The following is a 22,849-nucleotide window of genomic DNA, read 5'->3' as shown; positions in this document are numbered from 1 at the left end:
TCCGGGAGAACACATGCCGTCCGGCCGCCCCACGATCCTCTACGTCACCGACCTCGCCTACCCGGCGAAGGGCCGCCGCTACTGCGACGAGGACATATTCCTGTCCTCCCGGCTGCGGGAGGACTTCGACCTCGCCCTGTGCCACCCGAAGGACGCGGCCGCGCTCATGGGCGGCTTCGACGCCGTCGTGGTCCGCAACAGCGGACCCGTGCTGCACTACCGCGCCGAGTACGACGCCTTCCGCGAGCAGGCGCTCGCCCGCGGCACCCGGGTGTACAACCCGCTGACCGGCCGCGGCGACATGGCCGGCAAGCAGTACCTGCCCGACCTCAGCGCCCAGGGGTACCCGGTCATCCCCACCGCCGACCGCCGCGAGGACCTGGACCGGCTGCCGGAGGCGGCCGAGTACGTCGTCAAGCCCAGGTTCGGCGCGGACTCGGTGGGTCTGGAGATCGTCGGGCGCGAGCGGCTGGCGGACGTGGAGTTCGGCGACGTCCTCGTCCAGCCGCGCGTCGACTTCCGTCACGAGGTGTCCTTCTACTTCGTCGACGACGCCTTCCAGTACGCCCTGCATGCACCGCGCACGGCCCGGCGGTGGGAGCTCGAGCCGTACGCGGCGACCGACGCGGACCTGGAGTTCGCCCGCCGCTTCGTCGCCTGGAACGGCCTGTCCCACGGCATCCAGCGCGTCGACGCGTGCCGGACCCGGGAGGGGGAGCTGCTCCTGGTCGAGCTGGAGGACCTCAACCCCTACCTGTCCCTGGACCGGGTCGGCCCCGAGGCGCGCGACGCCTTCGTCGAGGCGATGAAGGCGTCCGTCCGCGCCCTGGCCGAGGGCCGCACCGGCTGACGCGGCCGGGCGCTTCAGCCGGCCGGTCCGCCTCCGGGCCGGCCGGCCGTGCGCTCCGCACGGGGGCCGCTCCCTCCGGCGTTCCGCCAGAAACCGCGCAGGGCGACGGCGAGTTCCTCGGGCGCCTCCTCGGCGATGTGGTGGCCGGAGGCGATCGGGCCGCCGTCCAGCCGGTCGCCCGCCCGGTCGCGCCAGACGCCCAGCACGTCGCCGTAGAGGTCGGCCATGTCGTCGCGGGTGGCCCACAGCACCTGCAGCGGACAGCCGATGCGCCGGCCGGCCCGCCGGTCGGCGTCGTCGTGCTCCCGGTCGACACCGAGGCCGGCCCGGTAGTCCTCGCACATGGCGTGCACGGTGGCCGGGTCGTGGATCGCGCGCCGGTAGTCCTCGTAGGCCTCGGCGCCCATCTGTTCGGGGGTGGCCCTGTACCAGGCGTCGGGGTCGGCGTTGATGACGCGTTCGGCGGGCTTGTCGGTCTGCCCGAGGAAGAACCAGTGCCACCAGCTCGCGGCGAACGTCGCGTCGCAGCGCCGCAGTGCCTCTCCGAGGGGGACGGCGTCCAGCACGCTGACGGCGGACACGGCCTCCGGGTGGTCCAGGGCGAGGCGGGCGGCCACGTACGCGCCCCGGCCGTGCCCGACGACGGCGAACCGTTCGTGCCCGAGCCGGCGCATGACCGCCAGGCAGTCGGCGGCCATGGCGCGCTTGGAGTACGGGCGGTGCTGCGGATCGGTCGGGGGTTTGTCGGACCCGCCGTAGCCCCGCAGGTCGGGGCAGACCACCGTGCGACCGGACGCGGCCAGCAGCGGGGCGACGCGGTGCCAGGTCGCGTGCGTGCGCGGATGCCCGTGCAGGAGCAGCACCGCAGGACCGCTGCCGCCGTGACGCACCCGTAACCGCGCCCCGTCCCCCTCGCACCGCGTCAGCTCGAAACCGTCGAACACGCACCCTCCCGACCTCGGACGTCCGGTTCCCCCTGCCCCGGAGGGCACTGCTCATGCGGCGACCGCCCGGTCCGTTCGCGGCGGTCCGGGGAGGAGAGCGGCGGGCGGGCCCGTAGGATCGTGGCCTCATGAGTGCCACTCTCGTCGTCAAGGATCTCGCCGCGGGCCACGGCGACCGCGTGCTGTTCTCCGGGCTGGACATGGTCGTCGCCCCGGGGGACGTCGTCGGACTGGTCGGACCCAACGGGGCGGGCAAGTCGACGCTCCTGCGCCTGCTCGCCGGGCTCGACGCCCCGGAGGCGGGCGGCGTGCGGCCGAGCCCGCCGACCGCCACCGTCGGCCACCTGCCGCAGGAGCCGGAGCGCCGTCCCGGCGAGACCGTGCGGGACTTCCTGGCCCGGCGCACCGGCGTCGCGGCCGCCCAGGCGGACCTGGACGCCGCCACCTCGGCCCTGGTGGACGGCGCGCCCGGCGCCGACGACGCCTACGCCGCCGGCCTGGAGCGCTGGCTCGCCCTCGGCGGCGCCGACCTGGAGGAGCGGGCCGAGGAGGTCGCGGACTCGCTCGGTCTCCGGGTGGGCCTGGACCTGCCGATGACCGCCCTGTCCGGCGGGCAGGCCGCGCGCGCGGGGCTGGCCTCGCTGCTGCTGAGCCGCTACGACGTCTTCCTCCTCGACGAGCCCACCAACGACCTGGACCTGGACGGGCTGGAGCGGCTGGAGAAGTTCGTCACCGGGCTGCGCGCCGCCACCGTCGTCGTCAGCCACGACCGCGAGTTCCTCGCCCGCACCGTCACCCGCGTCGTCGAGCTCGACCTGCACCAGCAGCAGGTCAACACCTACGGCGGCGGCTACGGCGCCTACCTGGAGGAGCGCGAGACCGCCCGCCGCCATGCCCGCGAGGAGTACGAGGAGTACGCCGGCACCCGCGCCGCCCTGGAGGCCCGCGGCCGCATGCAGCGGTCCTGGATGGACAAGGGCGTCAAGAACGCGCGGCGCAAGGCGACCGACAGCGACAAGCTCGGCCGGAAGTTCCGCAGCGAGGCGAGTGAGAAGCAGGCGGCCAAGGCCCGGCAGACCGAGCGGATGATCGAGCGGCTGGAGGTCGTCGAGGAGCCCCGCAAGGAGTGGGAGCTGCGCATGGAGATCGCCGCCGCGCCCCGGGCCGGCGCGGTGGTGGCGACCCTGCGCGGGGCGCGGGTGAGTCGCGGGGGCTTCACCCTGGGGCCGGTCGACCTGCAGATCGACTGGGCCGACCGGGTGGCGATCACCGGCGCCAACGGCTCGGGCAAGTCCACCCTGCTCGCCGCTCTGCTGGGCCGCCTCCCGCTGGACGAGGGGCACGCCGCCCTCGGCCCCGGCGTCGTGGTCGGCGAGGTCGACCAGGCCCGCGGCCTGTTCCTCGGCCCGGACACCCTGCTGGACGCCTTCGGCGCGGCCGTGCCGGGGACGAGCCCGGCGGAGGTGCGCACGCTGCTGGCCAAGTTCGGCCTCACCGCGGACCACGTGCTGCGCCCGGCCGTGACGCTCTCGCCCGGCGAGCGCACCCGGGCGGCCCTCGCCCTGCTCCAGGGGCGCGGGGTGAACCTGCTGGTGCTCGACGAGCCCACCAACCACCTGGACCTGCCGGCCATCGAGCAGCTGGAGTCCGCGCTGGCCTCGTACACCGGCACGCTGCTGCTGGTCACCCACGACCGCCGCATGCTGCAGGCGGTGCACACCACCCGGCACGTGCGGGTCGAGGACGGCCGGATCGTGTGAACCGCGTCCGCCCGGCCGTCCCCCGCGGGGGACGGCCGGGCGGACGCGGCGGTGCGGCTACCGGCCGGCCAGGCCCGCGGCGGCCGCGGCGATCGCGGCGGCGTCGATGCCGTGGTGGCTCAGGACGTCCTCCAGCGAGCCGGACTGCCCGAACCCGCTCACGCCCAGCGAGACCACCGGCACCCTGTCGACCGTGGCCAGGAAGGTGAGGGTGTGCGGGTGGCCGTCCAGGACGGTGACCATCGGCACCGCCCGCTCCGGCGGCAGGATCTCCGCCAGGATGTCGGGACGGCCCGCTCCGGCGGACCCGTCCGTCCCGTCCGTCCCGTCCGTCCCGTCCGTCCCGCCGGGGGGCGCGTCGGCGTGCCGGCGGTTCTGCAGGGCCCGGTAGAGCAGGTCGGCGCTGGTCACGCACACCACCCGGGCCCGTATCCCGTGCGCCGCCACCAGCCTGTCGGCGGCGGCCAGCGCCTCGGGCACGACGGCGCCCATCGCCGCGATCGTCACCGCGGCGTCGTCGGCCTCGCGCAGCACGTAGCCGCCGGCCACGGCCTGCCGCCGCCGCTCCTCCCGCTCCCGCGGGTCCTGCGGCACCCGGGCCAGGCGCTGGTCGACCGGCCGGGTGGACAGCCGGAAGTACGAGGAGGTGCCGTCCGGGCGTCCCAGCCGCGACAGGGCGTGCAGGAAGCACCACTCGAAGTCCTGGCTGAAGGCGGGCTCGTAGGCGAGCACGCCGGGCTGCTCCAGGCCGATCGACGGCGTGGTGACCGACTGGTGCGCCCCGCCCTCGCCCGCCAGCGTCACGCCCGAGGGCGTGCCGACGAGGATCGACTGCCCGCCGGCGTAGACGCCGTACGTCCACGGCTCCAGGGCGCGGTTGACGAACGGGTCGTACAGCACGCCGATCGGCAGCAGCGGCTGCCCCCACCGGCTCCAGGTCGCCCCCAGCTCGCCGAGCAGCCCGACCAGGTTGGTCTCGGCGATGCCCAGCTCGAGGTGCTGGCCCTGCCGCCCCTCCCGCCAGTGCAGGACGGTCTCGGCGTCGTCGGCGAACCAGTCGGTGCGCTCCTCCTCCGACCAGACGCCGACCTTGTTCAGCCAGCCGCCCAGGTTGGTGGAGGACGCCACGTCGGGGCTGACGGTGACGACCCGGCGCGCGACCTCGGGGGCCGAGCGGGTCAGGTCGAGCAGCAGGCGGCCCAGGGCCTGCTGGGTGGAGGAGCGGCCGTTGTGGGGGCGGCCGAAGTCGGCCGGGGGTGCCGGTGCGGCGACGGCGGCCGGCTCGGGCCGGGCCAGGCGTCCGGCGGTGCGGGCGCACCACTCGGCCTCCGCGCTGCCCTCGGCGAAGCGCTGCCAGGGGTGCTGCGGGTCGATGCCGCAGGACGCGGCCAGGGCGTGGACGTCCTCGGTGGACAGCAGCGCCGAGTGGTTGGCCGGGTGGCCCTCGGTGGGCAGGCCGAACCCCTTGAGGGTGTAGGCGAGGACGACGGTGGGCCGGCCGGGCTCGGCGGCGCGGTAGGCCGACAGCAGGGCGGACAGGTCGTGGCCGCCCAGGTCGCGCACGGCCTCGCGCAGGCGGATGTCGTCCAGTTCGCCGATCAGCCTGCGGACCTCCCCGGCCGCGGCCCCGGTGCCGGGGAGGCGTTCGCGCAGACGGGGGCCGTCCGCGCGCAGCAGCCGCTGGTACTCGGCGTTGCTCATGGTGTCGAGCCGGTGCCGCAGGGCGTCGCCGCCGGGGAGGGTGAACAGCTCGCCGAGGCGGCGCCCGTACTTGAGGGTGACGACCTGCCAGCCGGCGGCGTGGAACATCCGCTCGTAGCGCTGCGCGGTCTGCACGGGCACGACGCGGTCGAGGGACTGCCGGTTGAGGTCGACGACCCACATGACCTCGCCCAGCCCGGCGGTGCCCGGGTCCAGCAGGGCCTCCCAGCAGGCGCCCTCGTCGAGCTCGGCGTCGCCGACCAGGGAGATCTGCCGCCCGCGGGCCTCGGCGGCCGCGCCCAGCGCGCCGGCGTGGGCGTCGAGGTAGCGGCGGGCGGTCGCGCCCCATATCGGTGCGGTGGCGCCGATGCCGACCGAGCCGGTGGAGTAGTCGACCCGGTCGGGGTCCTTGGTGCGGCTGGGGTAGCTCTGCAGCCCGCCGAACTCGCGCAGGGTCGTCAGGTACTTCTCGTCCAGGCCGCCCAGCAGGTAGTTGATGGCGTGCAGGACGGGGGAGGCGTGCGGCTTGACGGAGACCCGGTCGGCGGAGGTCAGGTCGCCGAACCACAGCGCGGTCATGATGCTCGCCATGGAGGCGCTGGAGGCCTGGTGGCCGCCGACCTTCAGGCCGGAGGGGTTCGGGCGCACCCGGTTGGCGTGGTGCACGATCGCGGTGGACAGCCACAGCACCCGCTGCTGGATCGAGCGCAGCAGCTCCTCCGACGGCGCGTCCGCGGGCTGCGGGACGGCGTCCGGGGCCGCAGGGGTCCACAGGGTGGTCATCGTGCTTCCTTCAGGGCGGACTCGAGGTCGGCGCAGACGTCCTCGGGGTTCTCCAGGCCGACCGACAGGCGCAGCACCGCGGCGGCGGGGCGCGCGTGGGGCTCCACGGGGCGGTGGGTGAGGGAGGCCGGGTGCTGGATCAGGCTGTCCACGCCGCCGAGGGAGACCGCGTGGGTGATCATGCGACAGGAGGCGGCGGTGCGGGCCGCGGCGTCGTAGCCGCCGGCGACCTCGAACGCGAGCAGCGAGCCGGGGCCGGACATCTGGCGGCCCACCAGGGACTGCGGGTCGCACTCGGGCAGGCCCGGGTAGTACACCCGCTCCACCTCGGGGCGCTCCGCGAGCCAGGCGGCGACGGCGCGCGCGCCCTCCTGCTGGGCGCGCACCCGCACCGGCAGGGTCTGCAGGCCGCGGTGCAGCATGTAGGCGCCCAGGGGGTGCAGGATGCCGCCGGTGACCGCGCGGACCCGCCGCAGGCGGGCGGCCCACTCGACGCTTGTGGCGACCGCGCCGGCGACCACGTCGCCGTGTCCGCCGACGAACTTGGTGGCGCTGTGCAGGACCAGGGTCGCGCCGTGCCGCGCGGGCTGCTGCAGGACCGGGGTGGCGAAGGTGTTGTCGACCAGGACCGGGACGTCGCCGGCCTGCTCGGCGACCGCCGTCAGGTCGACCAGTTCCAGGGTCGGGTTGGCGGGGGTCTCGACGATCACCAGCCCGGTGTCCGGGCGCAGCGCCCCGCTGATGCCGTCGGCGGGCGCGTAGGTGACCTCGGTGCCCAGCAGGCCGGTGGCCAGCAGGTGGTCGGTGCCGCCGTACAGCGGGCGCACCGCGACCACGTGGCGGCGTCCCTCGGCGGCGGCGGCCAGCAGGCAGGCGGTCACCGCGGCCATGCCGGAGGAGAAGGCCACGGCCTTGTCGCACCCCTCCAGCTGGGCCAGGGCCTCCTCGAACCGGGCCACCGTGGGGTTCCACAGCCGGGCGTAGACGTTGCCGCCCGCGGTCGGCTCGCCGCCGAGGGCCATCGACTCGTAGGAGTCGCCGCCGGACTCGACGTCCGGCAGGGGCGAGGTGCTGGACAGGTCCAGCGGGGGGACGTGCACACCGAGGGCGGCCAGATCCGCCCGTCCTGCGTGGACCGCCTGGCTGTCCAGCCCGTACATGGGACCACCTTTCGACGTTGAAGAGGTGGTGAAATTATGAACATGGCGCGGAGCTGGGCCAATGGGTGGGAATAATATTCTCCAGCAGGCGCACGACTCCGATTTTCCTTCGCCCCGCCGTCACAGGGAGGGCCCCGTGCCGAACGAGATGCGACCGGCCGAGCTGGACGAGACCGACCGCAGGATCCTGCGGGTGCTCGCCCGCGACGCACGCACCCCCAACAACGCGATCGCCGCCGCCGTCGGCATCGCGCCCTCGACCTGCCTGGGCCGCATCCGCGCCCTGCGCGAGCGCGGGATCGTCCACGGCCACCACACCGACATCGACCTCGCCGCGCTCGGCCTGCCCCTGCAGGCGATGATCGCCGTCCGGCTGGGTGCCCACACCCGCGGCCAGGTCGACAGCTTCCTCGACCACGCCGCCGGACTCCCCGGGGTGATATCGGTGTTCAACCTCTCCGGCGGCAACGACTTCCTGCTCAGGGTCGCCGCCTCCTCCGCGGACGCGCTGCGCGACTTCATCCTCGACCACATCACCTCGCACCCGGGCATCCAGCACACCGAGACCAGCCTGATCTTCACCCACCGCCGGGGCGCCGCGGCCCTGTCCGCGCTCTGACCCGGGGCGCGGACGCGCGGCGGCCCGCCGCGCGCGGGGCGCGGCGGGCCGTGACGGGCTGAGCGGGGTGAGCGGGCTGAGCGGGTGGGGCGGGGTCAGGAGCAGTACTGCTGCTCCTTGCCGATCACCCGGTACATGCAGTCGGCGTTCTCCAGCAGCCGCAGCACGGCCTCGCGGTTGCGGCTGGTCTCCCGATCGATGACCTCGTCGGGCGGGTAGAACCCGGAGGAGCCGTTCGGGCCGGGGTACATCTCGAAGGTGTAGGCGAAGATGCGGTGCTTCCCCCACAGCCAGTCGGGTATGGACCCGTCGGTGATGTACAGGTCGCTGGACTGCTGCGGGGTGTAGCCGTTGGTGCCGGCCATGGTGCGGCCGAAGGTGGCGAAGGTGTTGTAGTCGTCGGCCGTCATGCCGGTGTCGGTGTTGGAGTACGTGTAGCCGAACGGCCACAGCACCAGTTCGCTGTAGGTGTGGAAGTCGATGGAGGCGGTGATCTGCTGCTTCCCGTCGACCACCCGGCTGCGCACGAAGTCGGCCAGGACCTTCACCTCGCGGGCCGACTCGGGGGCCGAGCCGCGGTAGGTGGAGCTGGATGTGGAGCCGGAGGAGCCGCCGCAGCAGCCCCACTTGTAGTCCCAGTTGCGGTTGAGGTCGGTGCCGACGTACGAGGAACCGGAGTTGGGCTGGCGGTTCTTGCGCCAGCTGCGGTAGGTGCCGGTGGCGATGTCGTACTCGCCGCCGTCCGGGTTCAGGTCGGGCACGATCCAGATCTCGCGGCCGTCGACCGCGTTCTTGATCCGGCTGTCGGTGGAGTACTTGCCGCCGAGCTCGCGCAGCAGGTAGATCGCCATCTCGACCGTCAGGTGCTCGCGGGCGTGCTGGTGGTGGGTGAACAGCACCTCGGGCTCGTTCTCGTCCGAGCCGACGTTGTCGCTGACCTTCACGGCGACGATGTCCCGGCCCTCGTAGGACTTTCCGATCACCCTCTTGCTCATGATGGAGGGGGACGCGGCGACGAGCCGGTTGATCTCCGCCGCGGCCTCGGCGTAGTTGTGGTAGCCGGAGTCGGCGCCGGGGAAGTCCTGGGTGCCGACCGTGCCGGAACCGTCGGTGCCGTCGGTGCCGGAGGGGGCGGGCAGGGCGGTCAGGCGGTGGCCGAGGGCCCGTACCGCGCGGGCCTGCGCGGCGTCCGCGGTGATGACCACCGAGCCCTCGCGGACCGCGTCGACCGACGCGCCGGTGCGGGCGACGGCGGTGCGTTCGGCGGCGGTCCGGGGGCCGGTGACGGTGTACTGGCGGACCTGTTCGTCCGCGGGGGAGCCCGCGACGGCCGCCGGGGCGCCGTCGGCGGAAGCGGGGGAGGCGCCTGCCTGGCCGCTCAGGGACGCGGCGAGGGCCAGTGCGAGCAGGGCGGCGGTCGCCGAAGCGCGCCGTGCGCGCCGGTGGAGTCGCATGAACCGTCCTCCTGATGTGGTCGGTGCGACGAGTGGGGGGCGTGCGCTGCATGTACGGAGCAGATGATGCCGCCATGTCATGAGCCCGTCAATAAGGCGGCGCGTGCCCGCGCAGGGGCCCGCGCCGGGACCCCGGCCCGCACGCGGCGGGCCGGGCGCACCGGACGGACCCCGCGGCCGGGGCGGTGGGGTCAGTGCAGGAGCTTGAGGCCGGCGACGCCGGCGACGATCAGCATCAGGCAGACGATGCGGGCGGCGGTGACCGGCTCCCCGAGCGCCACCATGCCGTAGACGGCGGCCCCCGCCGCGCCGATCCCCACCCACACCGCGTAGCCGGTGCCCAGGGGCAGCGAGCGCAGGGCGTAGGCCAGCCCGCCCATGCTCAGCACGAGGGCGACCACGAACAGGACGGTGGGACGCGGGCGGCTGAAGGAACGGGACGCCTCCAGCGCCGCCGCCCACACGGTCTCGAGGACTCCGGAGACGATCAGAACGAACCAGGCCACGGTGACGGCACCTCTCGCAGTGTCGGCAGTCTCTGCATCAACTGCGCCGTCTTGTCGTGCCGGGTACGACGCGCTCGTCCGGGGCTGTCACAGCCTCGGCCAACGTAGCACGGGCGGCCGGCGGCGCCCGGCGGCGCGGGAGGGCGCGGGAGGGCGCGGGAGGGAGCGGGAAGGCGCGGGAAGGCGCGGGAGGAAGGCGGCCGCGGACCGTGCCCGGATGTGGGGGTCGTGTGAGGACGACCCGGAACCGGCCGGTCCCGGACGGCCCGAACCGGCCACGACGCGCTGCCGCGCACGCCCGGCGCGGCCGCGAAAAGGACTCCTGGTGAAAGCGGTAAAAGAGGTTCCGCGATCACGGGGAAAAGATCTTCGCTGCTGTCCGAATCGCCGGTGAATTCGGCTGTTTACCTCCGTAAGGCGATCTTCCGGCCTCCTTGACAGATTTACCGAACCGATCTCAGAATTTGAGCGCACTGACACACCAGGCGTCTCGGGCGACAGCCCGAGCCCCTCGCGGCACATGCCGCAGGGGTCATGACGGGGGAACTGGTGAGTCGCCCCGGCACGGAAATCACCGCGTCCGCCTGCCGATGCGTCTTTCTTCCTCCTCCCACGCCTCCCGGTGCCCCGAGGGATTGGAGGAGGAGTGCCGACGACACCGTCGTATCCCGGCGTCTACATCGAAGAACTCTCCAGCACGGTCCGCACCGTCGCGGCGGTCACCACGTCGGTGACCGCCTTCGTCGGGCACACCCGCCGCGGCCCGGTCAACAGGCCCGTCGCGGTGTCCGGATTCGCGGACTACGAACGCCGGTTCGGCGGACTCGACCGCAGCAGCCCGCTCGGCCACGCCGTCCAGCAGTTCTTCCTCAACGGCGGCTCCTCCGCGGTCGTGGTGCGGGTCACCAAGGAGGGGACCGGCACCTGCGCCGCCGTCACCCTGGCCTCCACCCGGGACGGCGCCGAGGCGCCCTCCCTGACGGTCACCGCCAAGGAGCCCGGGGCCTGGGGCGCCGGCCTGCGGATCGCCGTCGACCACGACACCCCGCAGCCCGGGGAGACCTTCAACCTCCGCGTCCTCGACACCGCGGGCGGTCTGCGCGAGTCGTTCGACGGCCTGTCCATGGACAGCGACCACCCCCGCTTCGCCCCGACCGTGGTCAACGCCGGGTCCTCCCTGGTCGAGGCGGCCGCCGAGGGCTCCGGGACGCCCGATCCCTCCGGCACCGTCTCCAAGCCCTTCCCCGCCGAACTGCCCCGGCTGGACCGGCAGGTGGAGGTCAGGATCGGCGGGACCGCGAGGACCTTCACCCTCCACGACCCCGGGCGCGACGGGGACGCCCCGGCCGGCGTCGCGGAACTGGCGCTGCTGCTGGAACGCAAGCTGCGAGCCCTGCCCGACGCGCCCGGTCGCCGCGCCTTCGCCGGTACCCGGGTCACCGTCTCGGGCCGCCGGCTGCGGGTCGTCGCCGGCTCCACCGACCCCGCCGACACCGTCCGGTTCCTCGGCGAGGCGGCCAACGACCTGGGCCTGGAGGCATCGGCCAACCCGCCGGCCTTCGCCCCGGCGGGCGGGGCGGACGGCGAGGCGCCCGGCCCCGTCGACCTGATCGGCAGCGAGGCCGGGGCCGACGGCATCCAGGCGTTGCGCCTCGTCGAGGACGTCAACCTCCTGGTCCTCCCCGAGGTCGCCGGCTACGACAGCACCGACGACATGGTCACCGTGCTCTCCGCCGCCGAGGCCCTGTGCCGGGACAAGCGGATGTTCCTGGTCGCCGACGCCCCCGCGGCCTGGCGCAGCGTGGACGCCGCCCGGGCCGGGATCGCGGCCTTCGACCCCGTGCGCAGCAGCCACGCCGCCCTGTACTTCCCGCACCTGGAGACGGTCGACCCGCTCACCGGCCGGCTGCGCGCCTTCCCGCCCTCCGGGGCGGTGGCCGGAGTGATGGCCCGCACCGACAGCGAGCGCGGGGTGTGGAAGGCACCGGCCGGCACCGACACCCGCCTGGCCGGGGTCCGTGCCCTGACCGTGCCCCTGACCGACCGGGAGAACGGCCTGCTCAACCCGCAGGGCCTGAACTGCCTGCGCACCTTCCCCGTAGTCGGCTCCGTGGTGTGGGGCGCACGGACCCTCGAGGGCGCGGACGCGCTGCACTCGGACTGGAAGTACGTCCCCGTGCGCCGCCTCGCCCTGCACATCGAGGAGAGCCTGTACCGCGGCACCAAGTGGGTCGTCTTCGAACCCAACGACGAGCGGCTGTGGGCGCAGATCCGCCTCAACGTCGGGGCGTTCCTGCACACGCTGTTCCAGCAGGGGGCCTTCCGGGGTTCCTCGGCGCGCGAGTCGTACTTCGTCAAGTGCGACGGCCAGACCACCACCCGGGAGGACGTCGACCGGGGAGTGGTGAACGTCGTCGTCGGATTCGCGCCGGTGAAACCTGCGGAATTCGTCGTCGTGAAAATCGAGCAGATGGCTGGACAGTTCGAGGTTTAGGATTTCCATGGCCGAGTTCACCGTTAACCCGCATCGGTTCGACCCCTACAAGAACTTCAAGTTCCTGGTGGTCTGGGACGGGCGCGTCGTCGCCGGAATCAGCAAGATAAGTCCGCTCAAGCGCACCACCGAAGTGGTCAAGCACCGGAACGGCGGAGACCCGAGTTCCCCGCGGAAGTCCCCGGGACGCAGCGAGTTCGAGGCCGTCACCCTGGAGCGGGGCGTCACCCACGACCCGGAGTTCGACCGCTGGGCCAACAAGGTCTGGCAGGTCGGTGCGGGCCGGGGCGCGGAGGTCTCGCTGCGCGACTTCCGCAAGGACCTGGTGATCCAGGTCCTCAACGAGGCGGGGCAGGTCGCGGTCGCCCACAAGCTCTACCGGGCCTGGCCGAGCGAGTACCAGATCCTCGGCGAGATGGACGCCAACGCCAACGCGGTGGCGATCCAGAGCCTGAAGCTCGAGTGCGAGGGCTGGGAGCGGGACTACGAGGTCGCCGAGCCCGAAGAGCCCTCCTTCCAGCAGCCGGCCTAGGGCGGCCGCACGTGGAGCAGCCGGGAGCCCAGCAGCCGTTGCGACAGCAGCCGTTGCAGCAGCAGCCGTTGGGGCAGCCGCCGTCGTCGTCGGACCGGGAGACCGGGCCCGGCGGCGCTGCGGCCCTGGTCGCCGTCTGGGAGGCAGGGCTGGCGGCCGGGCCGGCCGGCCGCGCACTGCTGCTGCACGGCTTCGCCCGGCCGCACGCCGCCGTCGACGAGCTGCTGCGGACACCGGTGGGCCGGCGCGATGCCGACCTGTTCGCCCTGCGCCGCTCGCTCTTCGGCGACCTGATGGACGTACGGGTGGCCTGCGGGGAGTGCGCCGAGGAGATGGAGTTCGGCTTCGACCCCGCGGGAGTGGTCGGTGAGGCCGGTGTCGCCGGTGCGGCCGGTGCGGCCGGGAGCGGGAACGCCGGTGGTTCCGCCGAGGCCGACGCGGAACCGCTGACGGTGGAGGCGGACGGCTGGGAGGTCCGGTTCGTACCGCCCGCCGCCGCGGACGTCGCCGCCGCCGAGGAGGCGGGGCCCGACCGGGCCCGTGCGGTACTGCTGTCCCGCACGGTGCTGAGCGCCGGGAGGGACGGAGCACCGGTCCGGCCCGAGGACCTCCCCGGCCCGGTGCAGGAGCGCATGGCACGGGCCGCGGCCGAGGCCGACCCGTGCGCCGACGTGGTGCTCAACGTCCCCTGCCCCGAATGCGGCAGCACCACCAGAGCCGAGCTCGACATCGCCTCCTACCTGTGGGCCGAGGTCGACGCGTGGGCGAGGACCGCCCTGGCCGACGTCCACCTGCTCGCCACCGCCTACGGCTGGAGCGAGGCGGAGATCCTGGCGCTCAGCCCGCTGCGGCGCCGCTACTACCTGGAGCTGTGCGCAGATGCCTGACTTCTTCGACCGTCTGCTGGCGCGCCATGCACCGGACGCGGCCGGCGGCGCCCCCGGCCCGTCCGGCGGCGGGGCCGTCGCCCGGGTGCGCCCGCGCCTGCCCGGGCCGTTCGAGAGGATCGACACCCTCGGCGCCCGCCCCGCCCCGCCCGCGGACGTCCCGCCCGTCGCGTCCCCGGGAACGGCGACCGGGGCGGTACCGCCGTTCCCGCCGGCCCTCCTCCTCGCCCCCGGCGGCCGGGAGGAACGGCCCGGGCGCCCCCGGACCGCCCCCGCGGACCCGCCGGCCCCGCAGCGGCAGGACCGGCAGCCGCTGCCCGTACCGCTCGGGCCCGCACCGCTCCTCGTCCCGCCGCCCGGAGTCCCGGCGGCGTCCCTCGCCCCGGCCGCGCCCGAGGCCGCCCGCCCCGGGCCCGCCCGCCGGGCGGTCGGCGGACGGGGCGGCCCCGACGGGCGGCCGCCCCGCGCGGGCGCGGAGACCGCCGTGCCGCCGCGCCGTGCGGCCCCGGCCCTTGTCCGCCCGGCGCCCTCCTCCCGTCCCGAGCGGTCCCCGGCCGACGGCGGCGAAGGCGCAAGGACCGGCGGCGGCCGGCGGCGCGGTCGGAGCGGGCCCGTCGAACGCGTCGTGCACGTCAGCATCGGCAGGCTGGAGGTCACCGCGGCCGGCCGGACCCCGGCTGCCGCCCGCCGCGACGACGACGGGCCCCGGCCCGCACGCCCGGCCCCCGCGCTGAGCCTGGACGGCTACCTGTCCCGCGAGGGAGGCCGCAGGTGAGCAACTTCCTGGCCGTCGCCCACGCCACCGAGGCGCTGCGGCTGGCGATCGCGGGTTCGCTGACCCCGGACATGCCCCTCGCGGTCGAGGTCAGGGCGGCCAGACCGCCGGCCGAGCCGCCGCCCGACCCGACGATCACCGTCCACCTCTACCAGGTCACCCCCAACGCGGCCCTGCGCAACCGCGACCTGCCCACCCGCAGCCCCGACGGCGCCACGCTCCTCACCAGGCCGTCGACCGCCCTGGACCTGCACTACCTCATCAGCTGCTACGGCGACGAGGGCCAGCTCGTCGCGCAGCGCCTGCTGGGCTGCGTCGTCCGGCAACTGCACGAGACACCCCTGCTCACCCGGGAGGTCCTCGAGGCCGCGGTCGCGGCCCGGCCGTTCCTGGAGGGGTCCGACCTGGCCGACTCGCCCCAGCGGGTGCGCCTGACCCCCACCCAGATGGACGTCGACGAGATGTCCAAGCTGTGGTCGACCCTCTTCCAGACTCCCCACGCGCTGTCCGTCTGCTACCAGGCGTCCGCCGTCCTCGTCGACGGCGGGGGCGAGCCCGTACCGGCCAAGCCCGTGCGGACCCGCACCGTGCGCGCGGTGCCCCGCACGGGCGCCACCACCGCGGACCGCGCGGCGACGGACTGACCGGGGACGGGGGACAGGGAGCCATGACCACACGCGGCAGCGGCAGCACCGGCGACAACAGCACCGGCGGCGGTACGGGCGGACGGCGGACGGGCCGGGCCCCCCGGGCGTCCGCGACCGGGGCCGCCCGGAGCAGGAGCGCCTCGGCCAAGGCGTCGTCGGCCAAGGCGTCGTCGGCCAAGGCGTCCTCGGCCGGGAGCCCCGGGGCCGTCCCGCAGGGAACGCGGGAGGGGGTGCACCAGCGCGCCCTGGCAGCCGCGGTCCTCGCCGTCCTCGGCCACGTCGACGCCCACGCGGCCCGGGCGTCCTCGGCGGCCACCGGCCGCGCCGGCGCGGGTGCCCCGGTACCGCCGGCCGCCACGCCCGAACCCGAGGCCCGCAGCGCGCTGGAGACCCTGTGCTCCTGCTTCGGGCTCACCCCCTTCGAACGCGACACCCTCGTCCTGGCGGCGGCCACCGAACTCGACCCCACCGCCGCCGCCCGCTGCGCCGCCGCCGGCGGGAGTCCCGAGCGCCCGTACCCGACCTTCTCCCTCGCCCTCGCCGCCCTCCCCGGCCCGCACTGGAGCGCCCTGACCCCCGTCGCACCACTGCGCCGCTGGCAGCTGGTCGCCCTGGACGACGAGGCGTCACCGACCGGCTCCCGCCTGCGCATCGACGAGCGCATCCTGCACTTCCTCACCGGAACCCCCTACCTGGACGTCCGGCTGCACGGACTGGTCCGCCGCGCCGCCGCCCCCGAGGACCTCCCCGGCCCGCACGGGCTCACCGCCCGCCGGATCGCCGCGGCCTGGTCCTCCGCCCGCGCGGACGGCCCGCCGCACGTCGAGCTGACCGGCGCCGACCGCCGCACCCGCCTGGAGGTCGCAGCCGCGGCCGCCCGCCTCTCCGGCCTGGGCCTCTACAGCGTCGAGGCCGGCGACCTGCCCGTCGACCCGGCCGAACGCGACCGGCTCTCCCGCCTGTGGCAGCGCGAGGCCGTCCTGCTGCCCGCGGCACTGCTGGTGGAGATGCCCGACGCGCCCGGCGCCGACCGGGCCGCCGCCGGGCCGGGGGCCGTCCAGGGCCCGGGAGCGGCCGACGCCTTCACCGCCGACCTGGCCGTTCCCGTCGCCGTCGCCTCCGACGAGCCCCGCCCGGCCGCCGCCGCGACCGGCCGCGAGCGCCTGTCCGTCCCCGACCTCACCTCCCCGGAGCAGCTGGCCGTCTGGACCTCCGCCCTCGCGGACGTGCCCGGCGTCTCCGAGCAGGACCTGCGCGCGCTGGTGGCCCAGTTCTCCCTGCCCGCCCACGTCATCCGCTCCGCGGCGGACTCCGTCCGACGCGCGGTACGGGCGGGGGAGGGCACGGAAGAGGACGGCGGAACCGGCCGGGGACCGGGACCGGGCCCGGGCGCCGGCGGGCTCGCCTGGCACGCCGGGCTCACCGAGGCGCGCATGGCCCTGGACGAACTCGGCCGCCGCATCGAACCGCGCGCGGGCTGGGACGACCTCGTCCTCGCCGAACGGCAGCGCCGGATCCTGCGCGAGATCGTCGCCCACGTCCGGCAGCGCGCCACCGTCCACCAGGACTGGGGCTTCGAGGCGGTGCTGCGGCGCGGACTCGGTGTGACCGCGCTGTTCGCCGGGAGCTCCGGCACCGGCAAGACGCTGGCCGCGGAGGTCATGGCGGGCGAGCTCGGCGTCGACCTGTTCGTCATCGACCTCTCGCAGGTCGTCAGCAAGTACATCGGTGAGACGGAGAAGAACCTGCGCCGGGTCTTCGACGCGGCGGAGCGGGGCGGCGCCCTGCTGCTCTTCGACGAGGCCGACTCCCTGTTCGGCAAACGCAGCGAGGTCAAGGACAGCCACGACCGGTACGCCAACCTCGAGGTCAGCTACCTGCTGATGCGCATGGAGGCGTACCGCGGCCTGGCCGTGCTCACCACCAACATGAAGAAGGCCCTGGACACGGCGTTCATGCGCCGCATCCGCTTCGTCGTCGACTTCGCCTTCCCGGCCGTCCCCGAGCGCGCCGAGATCTGGCGGCGCGTCATTCCCGCGCAGGTGCCCTCCGAGGGCATCGACCACGACCTGCTCGCCCAGCTCACCGTCGCGGGCGGTTCCATCCGCAACATCGCCCTGGCCGGCGCCTTCCTCGCCGCCGACGAGGGAGGTCCGCTGCGGATGCGGCACCTGCTGGCCGCCGCCCGCACCGAATACCTCAAGCTGGAACGCTCCCTGACCCCCGCGGAGGTGCGCGGATGGGCCTGAACGCACAGCCGCAACCGCTGCCGCAGCCGCCCCGGGCGCATCCGCAACCGCTGCCGCCGCCCCGGGCGCATCCGCAGCCGCCGTCCGCGCCGCGCGGGCGGGCGGGCGGCCCTCCCGGGGCCCCGGCCCGCATCGAGATCGAGATCGGGGAACTGGCCTTCACCGGCTTCGGCCGTCTCGACCACGAACGCGTCACCGACGCCTTCCGCCGCGAACTGACCCGACTGGTGGGCGAGTACGGCGTTCCGGCCGCCGTCCTCGGGGACACGGCGCCGGACGTCCTCTCCGGACTGCCGCCGCTGCCCGCCACCACGTCCCCGCGGCGCCTGGGCGAGGCCCTGGCCCGCGCGGTGCACGTGGGACTGGCCGGCGGCGGCGACCGCCGCACCGGAGCGGACGCCGCCGGCGGAAGGGAGCGCCAGTGAGCCAGGTCCACGCCCCCGCACCGCGCGCCGGCCGGGACTCCGGCCGGCAGGGCCCGAGGGGGAACCGGCGCAAGCCCCAGACGGCCGGGGCCCGCACTCCCGAACCTCAGGAGATCATCAGCGGGGCCGGCCACCCCCTCGACCCCGGTACCCGCCGCGACCTCGAGGCCCGCCTCGGCCACGACTTCAGCCGCGTGCGCGTCCACACCGACCGCGACGCCGCCGCCCTGACCGGCCTGCTCGGCGCGGACGCCGTCACCGTCGGCACGGAGATCTTCTTCGGCGAGGGCGCCTTCCGCCCGGCACCGAGGACGGCCGCCGCCTCCTCGCCCACGAACTCCTGCACACCGTCCAGGCCCCGCACTCCCTCGGCGCCCTCGGCGCCGGCCGGGACCTGGGAGCCGTCAGCCTTCCCCAGGACGCGGCCGAGCGCGAGGCCGAGGCGGGAGCCCGGGGCGACACGAACCCCGGACCGGGGCGCGGCGCCGACGTGTCCCGGCAGGCCACCCCCGGCTGGCTGCGCTACGCCACCGTCGACGCCGACCGCCACCGCACCGAGCGCCTCGACCCGGCCACCCTCGTCGACCGCCTCACCGCGGGCATCCTGCGCTCCCTGCGGGGCGACCCCACCGACTCCTCCGGCCGTGTCCGACTCCAGATCGCCCGTCTCTCCCCGGAGTTGCAGGAATCGGTCCTGGACCGCATCGAGGACCGCCTGCCCTCCTCCGCGTACGACCGGGTCCTCGACCTCGTCGAGGACGCCGGGGCCGGGCCCGAGGCGGCCGGCCCCGCGCGGGCCCCGGAACCGGTGGTCGAGGGGGCCGAGCGCACCGAGCGGGAACGCGACCGGGCGGAGGACGTCGAACGGGACCGGGAGCAGCACGAGGAGGACGTCACCGAGGACGCCCGCCGGGAGGAGGAGCAGGACACCGAACGCCCCGACGGGGCGGAGAAGAACCCCGGTGCGGAACCGCCGCAGGAGCGGCGGCCGGAGCCACGGCCCGGCGGTGCGGAGACGGAACGGCCCGCGCCGGACGCCGAAGGCGGCAGGGAGCAGGGCGGGCAGGACCGGCAGGACCGGGGCGAACAGGCTCCTGCCGAAGCGGTTCCGGCCGGACCGGCCGCACCGCAGCAGCCCGCGGCCGAGGAGCGGCCCGGCGGGGCGCCGGAGCGCGGTGCGGCCCGGGGCGGGCCGCAGGCCGAGGAGCAGCCTGCCGAGGAGGAGCGTCTCCGGGCGGAAACGGCCGCGGAGGAAGACGGGAAGAAGGAGAAGAAGGAGGAGCCCGCCGAGGGGTCGGTGCCGAGGGAGATCGCCCCGAGGGCGGCCGGACAGCCCGGCCCGGTCCGCCCGGAGCGCGTCGACCGGATCGCCGGTGAGAACGACAGCCCTCTCGAACAGCACGGGATCGACGACGAGGAGGGCGACCCGCGGGAGGAGGAGCAGCCGCTCGGCCTGGAGGCGGACGCGGGCAAGGAGATCGACGCGGCGGACGGCGGGAGCGGGCAGGCGGTCGAAGGCGTCGCCGACGTCGAGCTGAAGCCCGAGGACTTCCTCCCCGACACCGACCTCGACGTCTCCTCCGTCCCGACGGCCGACCGGATCGACCTCTCCGGCGGCGGCGCCCCGCCGTCCGCCCGGCCGCCCGCCTTCCCGGCACCGCCGCCCACCAGGGCCGAGCAGGTGCAGGCGGAGAGGGAGGCCGAGGCCGAGGACGCCGCCGAGGAGGGGGAGACCGGCCCGGAGCCCCTGGCCGCGCCCGCAGGCGCGGGAGGGGCCCCCGCGGGCGGCCCGGTGGCGGAGGCCCGGGAGAGCGGTGCCCGGGACCTCGAACCCGAGAAGCCGGTCGAGCAGGAGGTCGGCCCGGATCCGGGCGCGTCGGCCCGGGCGGACGCGGAACCGGTTCCGGGGCCCGAGCCGGACGAGGACGCGGAGGACGTGGAGGGCCCGGAGGACACCCGGGAGGACCGGAAGGTGTCCGGCCACGGACCCGGTGCCGGCCCCGATGCCGGGTCGGAGTCCGAGGCGGCCGGCCTCGGGCGGCCTCCTCCGCGCCCGCCGCCGGTTCCGCGGCTCCCGCTCCGCCGTCCCTGCGGGACCCGGCCGGTGTGCGGGCGGGCGCCGAGCCGGCGGCCGGGCGCGAGTCCGCCGCCCGGAGGGCCCGCGGGACCGCGCCCGGTACCGGCCCCGGTGGCCCTGCCGGAACGCCGGCCGGTGGCACCGCTGCGGCAGGGCCTGCTGCCGCCGCGGGCCCCGACTCCTCGGCCGCCCCGGGACCCGCGGCCGAGCAGAACGAGTCGCCGGCGGGCGTTCGGGCGGCCCCCGACGCCTCCCTGGAACCGGGCGGCGGCGGCTGCGCGGGCCGCAGCAGCCGACCACCGGCCGGGAGGAGGGTCCGGGGGGCTGCGCCGGCGGCGGCGGAGGCCGCGGAGGGGAGCAGGAGAAGCAGCCCGAGCCCCCGGACGTCTCCGGCCAGGACCCGCAGAGCGCCGTGGCCGCCGCGGGCAGCGTCCCCCTGGACCGGGCGCAGACCGTACTGGACGGCGCGGACGGCGCGGTCGCCCGCTCGGTCGGCGAGGACCGTGCGGAGCTGGAAGCTGCTCCTCCTCCCACCGAGGAGCGCCCGTCCGGCGCGCCGCGGACCCTCTCCGGCCCGCCGGAGGCGGAGGCCCCGGCCGAGGCCGTCTCGGAACGCGTCGACCGGATCGGCCCCGACGGCAAGGGGGAGCAGGAGAGGGCGAAGGGGAAGAAGGCCGAGGGGCGCAGGCCCACCGAGCAGGTCGGCAGACCCGTCGTCGCCCAGCGCGCGGACAACGGGTCAGCGCCCGCGACGTGGAGAACATGCAGGCCGCGGTCGACGGGATCCCCGACACCGACCCGGCCCTGAACACCACCGTCGGCGCCGCCCCCAAGGTCGAACTGACCGGGGAGAGCGACCCGGAGCGCACCGACAAGCAGCTCGGGAAGCTCGAGGAGACCTCGGGCAGGATCCTGGAGGTCGGCCGGGAGGACGCCGCCAAGGGATGGGGGAGGACCAGGTCTACCCCGACGTCCCGCCCGAGACGCTCACCGCCGAGGTGCCCGCAGGGGACTCCGGGGGCGGACGGGGACAGCGGGCCACGGGCGCGGACCGGGTCGAGCGGGGCGTGGCGATCGTCGCCGAGCAGGAACGCGGCGACCGGGTGAAGGCGTCGGTCGGCCGGGCGCAGGGCGACATGTCCACCGCCCGCTCCGAGCACGAACGGGGCGAGGCCGGGGCCAGGCTGCGCACCGAGGGCGAGATCGACCGGCCGAGGCGGAGAACGCCGAGGCCCAGGCCGGGGAGCGCGAGGGCTCGCCGAGCGGGTCGGGCAGGCCCGCGAGGACTGGCGGGCCGAGCAGGACGAGGAGCTCTCCAGGGCCGAGGAGGACGCCGGCAAGGAGCACGGCGAGAAGAACAAGGAGATCCGGAAGAAGCGCACCGACACCGACACCGAGGTCGAGGAGCGCAAGGACGAGGACAACCGGAAGATCCAGGAGGAGCGGGAGAAGGCCGAGGAGGAGGCCCGGAAGAAGAAGGAGGAGAAGAAGGACGAGTCCTCCGGCTGGCTCGGCTGGATCGCCGACAAGGTCAAGGCCGCCTTCGACGCCCTCCTGGACGCGGTCACCGCCGTCTTCGACGCCGCCCGCAGGGCCGTCAACTCCCTCATCGAGGGCTTCCGCACGTTCGTCGACAAGGCGATAGAGGCGGCCCGGAAGTTCGCCGTCGACCTGATCAACAAGGTGGCGGACGCCCTCGTCGCCATCGGCGACGTGCTGCTCGCGGCCTTCCCGGAGCTGCGGGAGAAGTTCCGCAACAGGATCGAGGAGTGGCGCGACGCGGCGATCGACAAGGTCAACGAGTGGGCCGACCGCCTCAAGGAGGCCGTGAACAAACTCCTCGACCTCCTCGCCGCCGGCCTGAGCGCCCTGCTCGACGCGCTGGAGGCCGGGCTCAGGGCGGCGGTCGCCGTCGTGCGGGACGCGGTGGTGGGCGCGATCGAGTTCGCCCGGCAGGCCGTCGCCGCGTTCGGGCAGTTCGCGGCCCTGGTCGCGGACATCGCACCGGACCCGGGCGGCTGGCTGGCCAACCTCGGCGGCTCGGCGCGGGAGGCGTGCAGAACCACCTGTGGGGAGCCGTCCGGAGCGCGGTCAGGCAGTGGTTCGACGAGAAGCTCCAGGCAGTGGGGCATCGGCCCGGCCGTCGTCAACGCCCTGGTCAAGGGCTGCATGTCGATGGCGCAGATCGGCCGGATGGCGTGGGAGGCGGTCGTCGCCTCCCTGCCCGGGATCATCGTCTCGATCGTCGTCGAGAAGGTCGTCTCGATGATCGTGCCGGCCGCGGGCGCCGTCCTGACGATCATTCAGGGACTGATGGCGGCCTGGGACACCGTCAGCCGGATCGTCGCGGCCTTCGGCAAGTTCTTCGAATTCCTCAAGGCGGTCAAGGGGGGCAACGCCGCTTGCCTGTTCGCCGAGGCGGTCGCCGCGGGCGTCGTCGCCCTGCTCGACTTCATCACCAACTTCCTGCTCGCGAAGCTGCAGACGGCCGCCAAGGGCGTCGGCACCCGCCTGAAGGCCATGGCCCGAAGGATCACCAAGGCACTGGAGAAGACCGCGAGGGGACCGCGCAAGGCGCTCGGCGGCGACATCAACCGCGCACGGCAGGGCCTGCGCGCCGCCAACCGGGCGATGGCCGCCTCTGCCGCGGCCCGCGGCCGGCCCGAGGGCCCGCGCGTCCCCTCCCGTCCGGCACCCCCGCCGCCCGCCGCGGCCCCGGCCGCACCACCGTCACCGCCGCGGCCCGCCCGCCCGACCGCGTCACGGCCGGCGCCGGCCCGGGCCGCGGGCCCGGACGCCCGCCCGCCCCGCACCGACACCCGCGGTCCCGGCCGGGCGGACGACCGGACACCGGACCGCGAGCCGGAGCAGCAGCCGCGGACGCCCGAGGCCGCTCCGCGAGGAAGACGCCCCGCCGCAGGCCCACCTCGCCCGCCGGGCGCGCCCTGAAGCGGGCGAGGCGGACGGTCGAGGCGGCCCTGCGCCG

General features: G+C 75.4%; 17 protein-coding genes and 1 riboswitch. Of the genes, 12 read left to right on the top strand and 5 right to left on the bottom strand.

Going from position 1 to position 22,849, the window contains the following annotated elements; all coding sequences use genetic code 11:
- Positions 1–13 precede the first annotated feature (13 nt).
- Entirely contained in the window at positions 14–850 is an 837-nt protein-coding gene (locus GQS52_RS04010) for a hypothetical protein (RefSeq protein WP_182311685.1), read from the top strand.
- Positions 851–864: 14 nt separating this feature from the next.
- On the opposite strand, the gene GQS52_RS04005 is transcribed toward GQS52_RS04010, so the two are convergent.
- Entirely contained in the window at positions 865–1,794 is a 930-nt protein-coding gene (locus tag GQS52_RS04005; RefSeq protein WP_182311684.1) for an alpha/beta hydrolase, read from the bottom strand.
- A 128-nt stretch (positions 1,795–1,922) separates the two neighbouring features.
- Between GQS52_RS04005 and GQS52_RS04000 the strand changes: the two genes are divergently transcribed.
- Positions 1,923–3,554, top strand: coding sequence for an ABC-F family ATP-binding cassette domain-containing protein (locus GQS52_RS04000; RefSeq protein ID WP_182311683.1), 1,632 nt, complete (start codon positions 1,923–1,925; stop codon positions 3,552–3,554).
- A gap of 57 nt (positions 3,555–3,611) precedes the next feature.
- Here GQS52_RS04000 and GQS52_RS03995 read toward each other — a convergent pair whose 3' ends face one another.
- Both GQS52_RS03995 and GQS52_RS03990 read right to left on the bottom strand, forming a co-directional pair.
- Positions 3,612–6,038 carry a pyruvate dehydrogenase gene (locus GQS52_RS03995; RefSeq protein WP_182311682.1) on the bottom strand — a complete coding sequence of 809 codons (2,427 nt, stop codon included), beginning with the start codon at positions 6,036–6,038 and terminating at the stop codon, positions 3,612–3,614.
- Entirely contained in the window at positions 6,035–7,198 is a 1,164-nt protein-coding gene (locus GQS52_RS03990) for a PLP-dependent aspartate aminotransferase family protein (protein WP_182311681.1), read from the bottom strand. The genes GQS52_RS03995 and GQS52_RS03990 overlap by 4 nt, the downstream gene beginning before the upstream one ends.
- 136 nt (positions 7,199–7,334) lie before the next feature.
- Between GQS52_RS03990 and GQS52_RS03985 the strand changes: the two genes are divergently transcribed.
- Positions 7,335–7,817 carry an Lrp/AsnC family transcriptional regulator gene (locus GQS52_RS03985; RefSeq protein ID WP_259370566.1) on the top strand — a complete coding sequence of 161 codons (483 nt, stop codon included), beginning with the start codon at positions 7,335–7,337 and terminating at the stop codon, positions 7,815–7,817.
- Between the two features lie 95 nt (positions 7,818–7,912).
- On the opposite strand, the gene GQS52_RS03980 is transcribed toward GQS52_RS03985, so the two are convergent.
- Both GQS52_RS03980 and GQS52_RS03975 read right to left on the bottom strand, forming a co-directional pair.
- Complete coding sequence (locus GQS52_RS03980) at positions 7,913–9,271, bottom strand: M14 family metallopeptidase (RefSeq protein ID WP_182311679.1); 1,359 nt, start codon at positions 9,269–9,271, stop codon at positions 7,913–7,915.
- Between the two features lie 191 nt (positions 9,272–9,462).
- Positions 9,463–9,777, bottom strand: a complete 315-nt coding sequence (locus tag GQS52_RS03975; RefSeq protein WP_182311678.1) for an SMR family transporter — start codon at positions 9,775–9,777, stop codon at positions 9,463–9,465.
- 40 nt (positions 9,778–9,817) lie between these two features.
- A riboswitch (guanidine-III (ykkC-III) riboswitch) is annotated at positions 9,818–9,877 on the bottom strand.
- 546 nt (positions 9,878–10,423) lie between these two features.
- Between GQS52_RS03975 and GQS52_RS03970 the strand changes: the two genes are divergently transcribed.
- The 9 genes from GQS52_RS03970 (at position 10,424) to GQS52_RS03925 (ending at position 22,812) form a co-directional block, all read left to right on the top strand.
- Entirely contained in the window at positions 10,424–12,271 is a 1,848-nt protein-coding gene (locus GQS52_RS03970; RefSeq protein ID WP_182311677.1) for a phage tail sheath C-terminal domain-containing protein, read from the top strand.
- 7 nt (positions 12,272–12,278) lie between these two features.
- Positions 12,279–12,803, top strand: coding sequence for a phage tail protein (locus tag GQS52_RS03965; RefSeq protein WP_182311676.1), 525 nt, complete (start codon positions 12,279–12,281; stop codon positions 12,801–12,803).
- An 11-nt stretch (positions 12,804–12,814) separates the two neighbouring features.
- Positions 12,815–13,690, top strand: coding sequence for a hypothetical protein (locus GQS52_RS03960; RefSeq protein ID WP_346268224.1), 876 nt, complete (start codon positions 12,815–12,817; stop codon positions 13,688–13,690).
- Positions 13,683–14,465, top strand: a complete 783-nt coding sequence (locus GQS52_RS03955) for a hypothetical protein (protein WP_182311675.1) — start codon at positions 13,683–13,685, stop codon at positions 14,463–14,465. The genes GQS52_RS03960 and GQS52_RS03955 overlap by 8 nt, the downstream gene beginning before the upstream one ends.
- Positions 14,462–15,109: a DUF4255 domain-containing protein gene (locus GQS52_RS03950; protein WP_182311674.1), complete on the top strand. Its 648-nt coding sequence runs from the start codon at positions 14,462–14,464 to the stop codon at positions 15,107–15,109. Before GQS52_RS03955 ends, GQS52_RS03950 begins: the two co-directional genes overlap by 4 nt.
- 23 nt (positions 15,110–15,132) lie before the next feature.
- Positions 15,133–17,361, top strand: coding sequence for an ATP-binding protein (locus GQS52_RS03945; protein WP_182311673.1), 2,229 nt, complete (start codon positions 15,133–15,135; stop codon positions 17,359–17,361).
- Positions 17,352–17,786: a hypothetical protein gene (locus GQS52_RS03940; protein ID WP_259370565.1), complete on the top strand. Its 435-nt coding sequence runs from the start codon at positions 17,352–17,354 to the stop codon at positions 17,784–17,786. Before GQS52_RS03945 ends, GQS52_RS03940 begins: the two co-directional genes overlap by 10 nt.
- 490 nt (positions 17,787–18,276) lie before the next feature.
- Positions 18,277–20,970, top strand: a complete 2,694-nt coding sequence (locus GQS52_RS27460) for a hypothetical protein (protein ID WP_182311672.1) — start codon at positions 18,277–18,279, stop codon at positions 20,968–20,970.
- Positions 20,971–21,546: 576 nt separating this feature from the next.
- Entirely contained in the window at positions 21,547–22,812 is a 1,266-nt protein-coding gene (locus GQS52_RS03925; protein ID WP_182311671.1) for a hypothetical protein, read from the top strand.
- The last annotated feature ends 37 nt before the right edge of the window (positions 22,813–22,849 follow it).

This window comes from Streptomyces sp. SCUT-3 (assembly GCF_014083985.1).
In the GTDB taxonomy this organism is placed as follows: domain Bacteria; phylum Actinomycetota; class Actinomycetes; order Streptomycetales; family Streptomycetaceae; genus Streptomyces_H; species Streptomyces_H thermolineatus.
The sequence above is the reverse complement of the archived record's forward strand: the minus strand, read 5'-3'. Positions and strand labels throughout refer to the sequence as shown.

Excerpts from the sequence above, each read along its gene's own strand:
- GQS52_RS04010 (WP_182311685.1), top strand. The coding sequence starts at position 14 with ATGCCGTCCGGCCGCCCCACGATCCTCTACGTCACCGACCTCGCCTAC.
- GQS52_RS03990 (WP_182311681.1), bottom strand. The coding sequence starts at position 7,198 with ATGTACGGGCTGGACAGCCAGGCGGTCCACGCAGGACGGGCGGATCTG.
- GQS52_RS03980 (WP_182311679.1), bottom strand. The coding sequence starts at position 9,271 with ATGCGACTCCACCGGCGCGCACGGCGCGCTTCGGCGACCGCCGCCCTG.
- GQS52_RS03965 (WP_182311676.1), top strand. The coding sequence starts at position 12,279 with ATGGCCGAGTTCACCGTTAACCCGCATCGGTTCGACCCCTACAAGAAC.
- GQS52_RS04000 (WP_182311683.1), top strand. The coding sequence starts at position 1,923 with ATGAGTGCCACTCTCGTCGTCAAGGATCTCGCCGCGGGCCACGGCGAC.
- GQS52_RS03945 (WP_182311673.1), top strand. The coding sequence starts at position 15,133 with ATGACCACACGCGGCAGCGGCAGCACCGGCGACAACAGCACCGGCGGC.
- GQS52_RS03955 (WP_182311675.1), top strand. The coding sequence starts at position 13,683 with ATGCCTGACTTCTTCGACCGTCTGCTGGCGCGCCATGCACCGGACGCG.
- GQS52_RS03940 (WP_259370565.1), top strand. The coding sequence starts at position 17,352 with ATGGGCCTGAACGCACAGCCGCAACCGCTGCCGCAGCCGCCCCGGGCG.
- GQS52_RS03995 (WP_182311682.1), bottom strand. The coding sequence starts at position 6,038 with ATGACCACCCTGTGGACCCCTGCGGCCCCGGACGCCGTCCCGCAGCCC.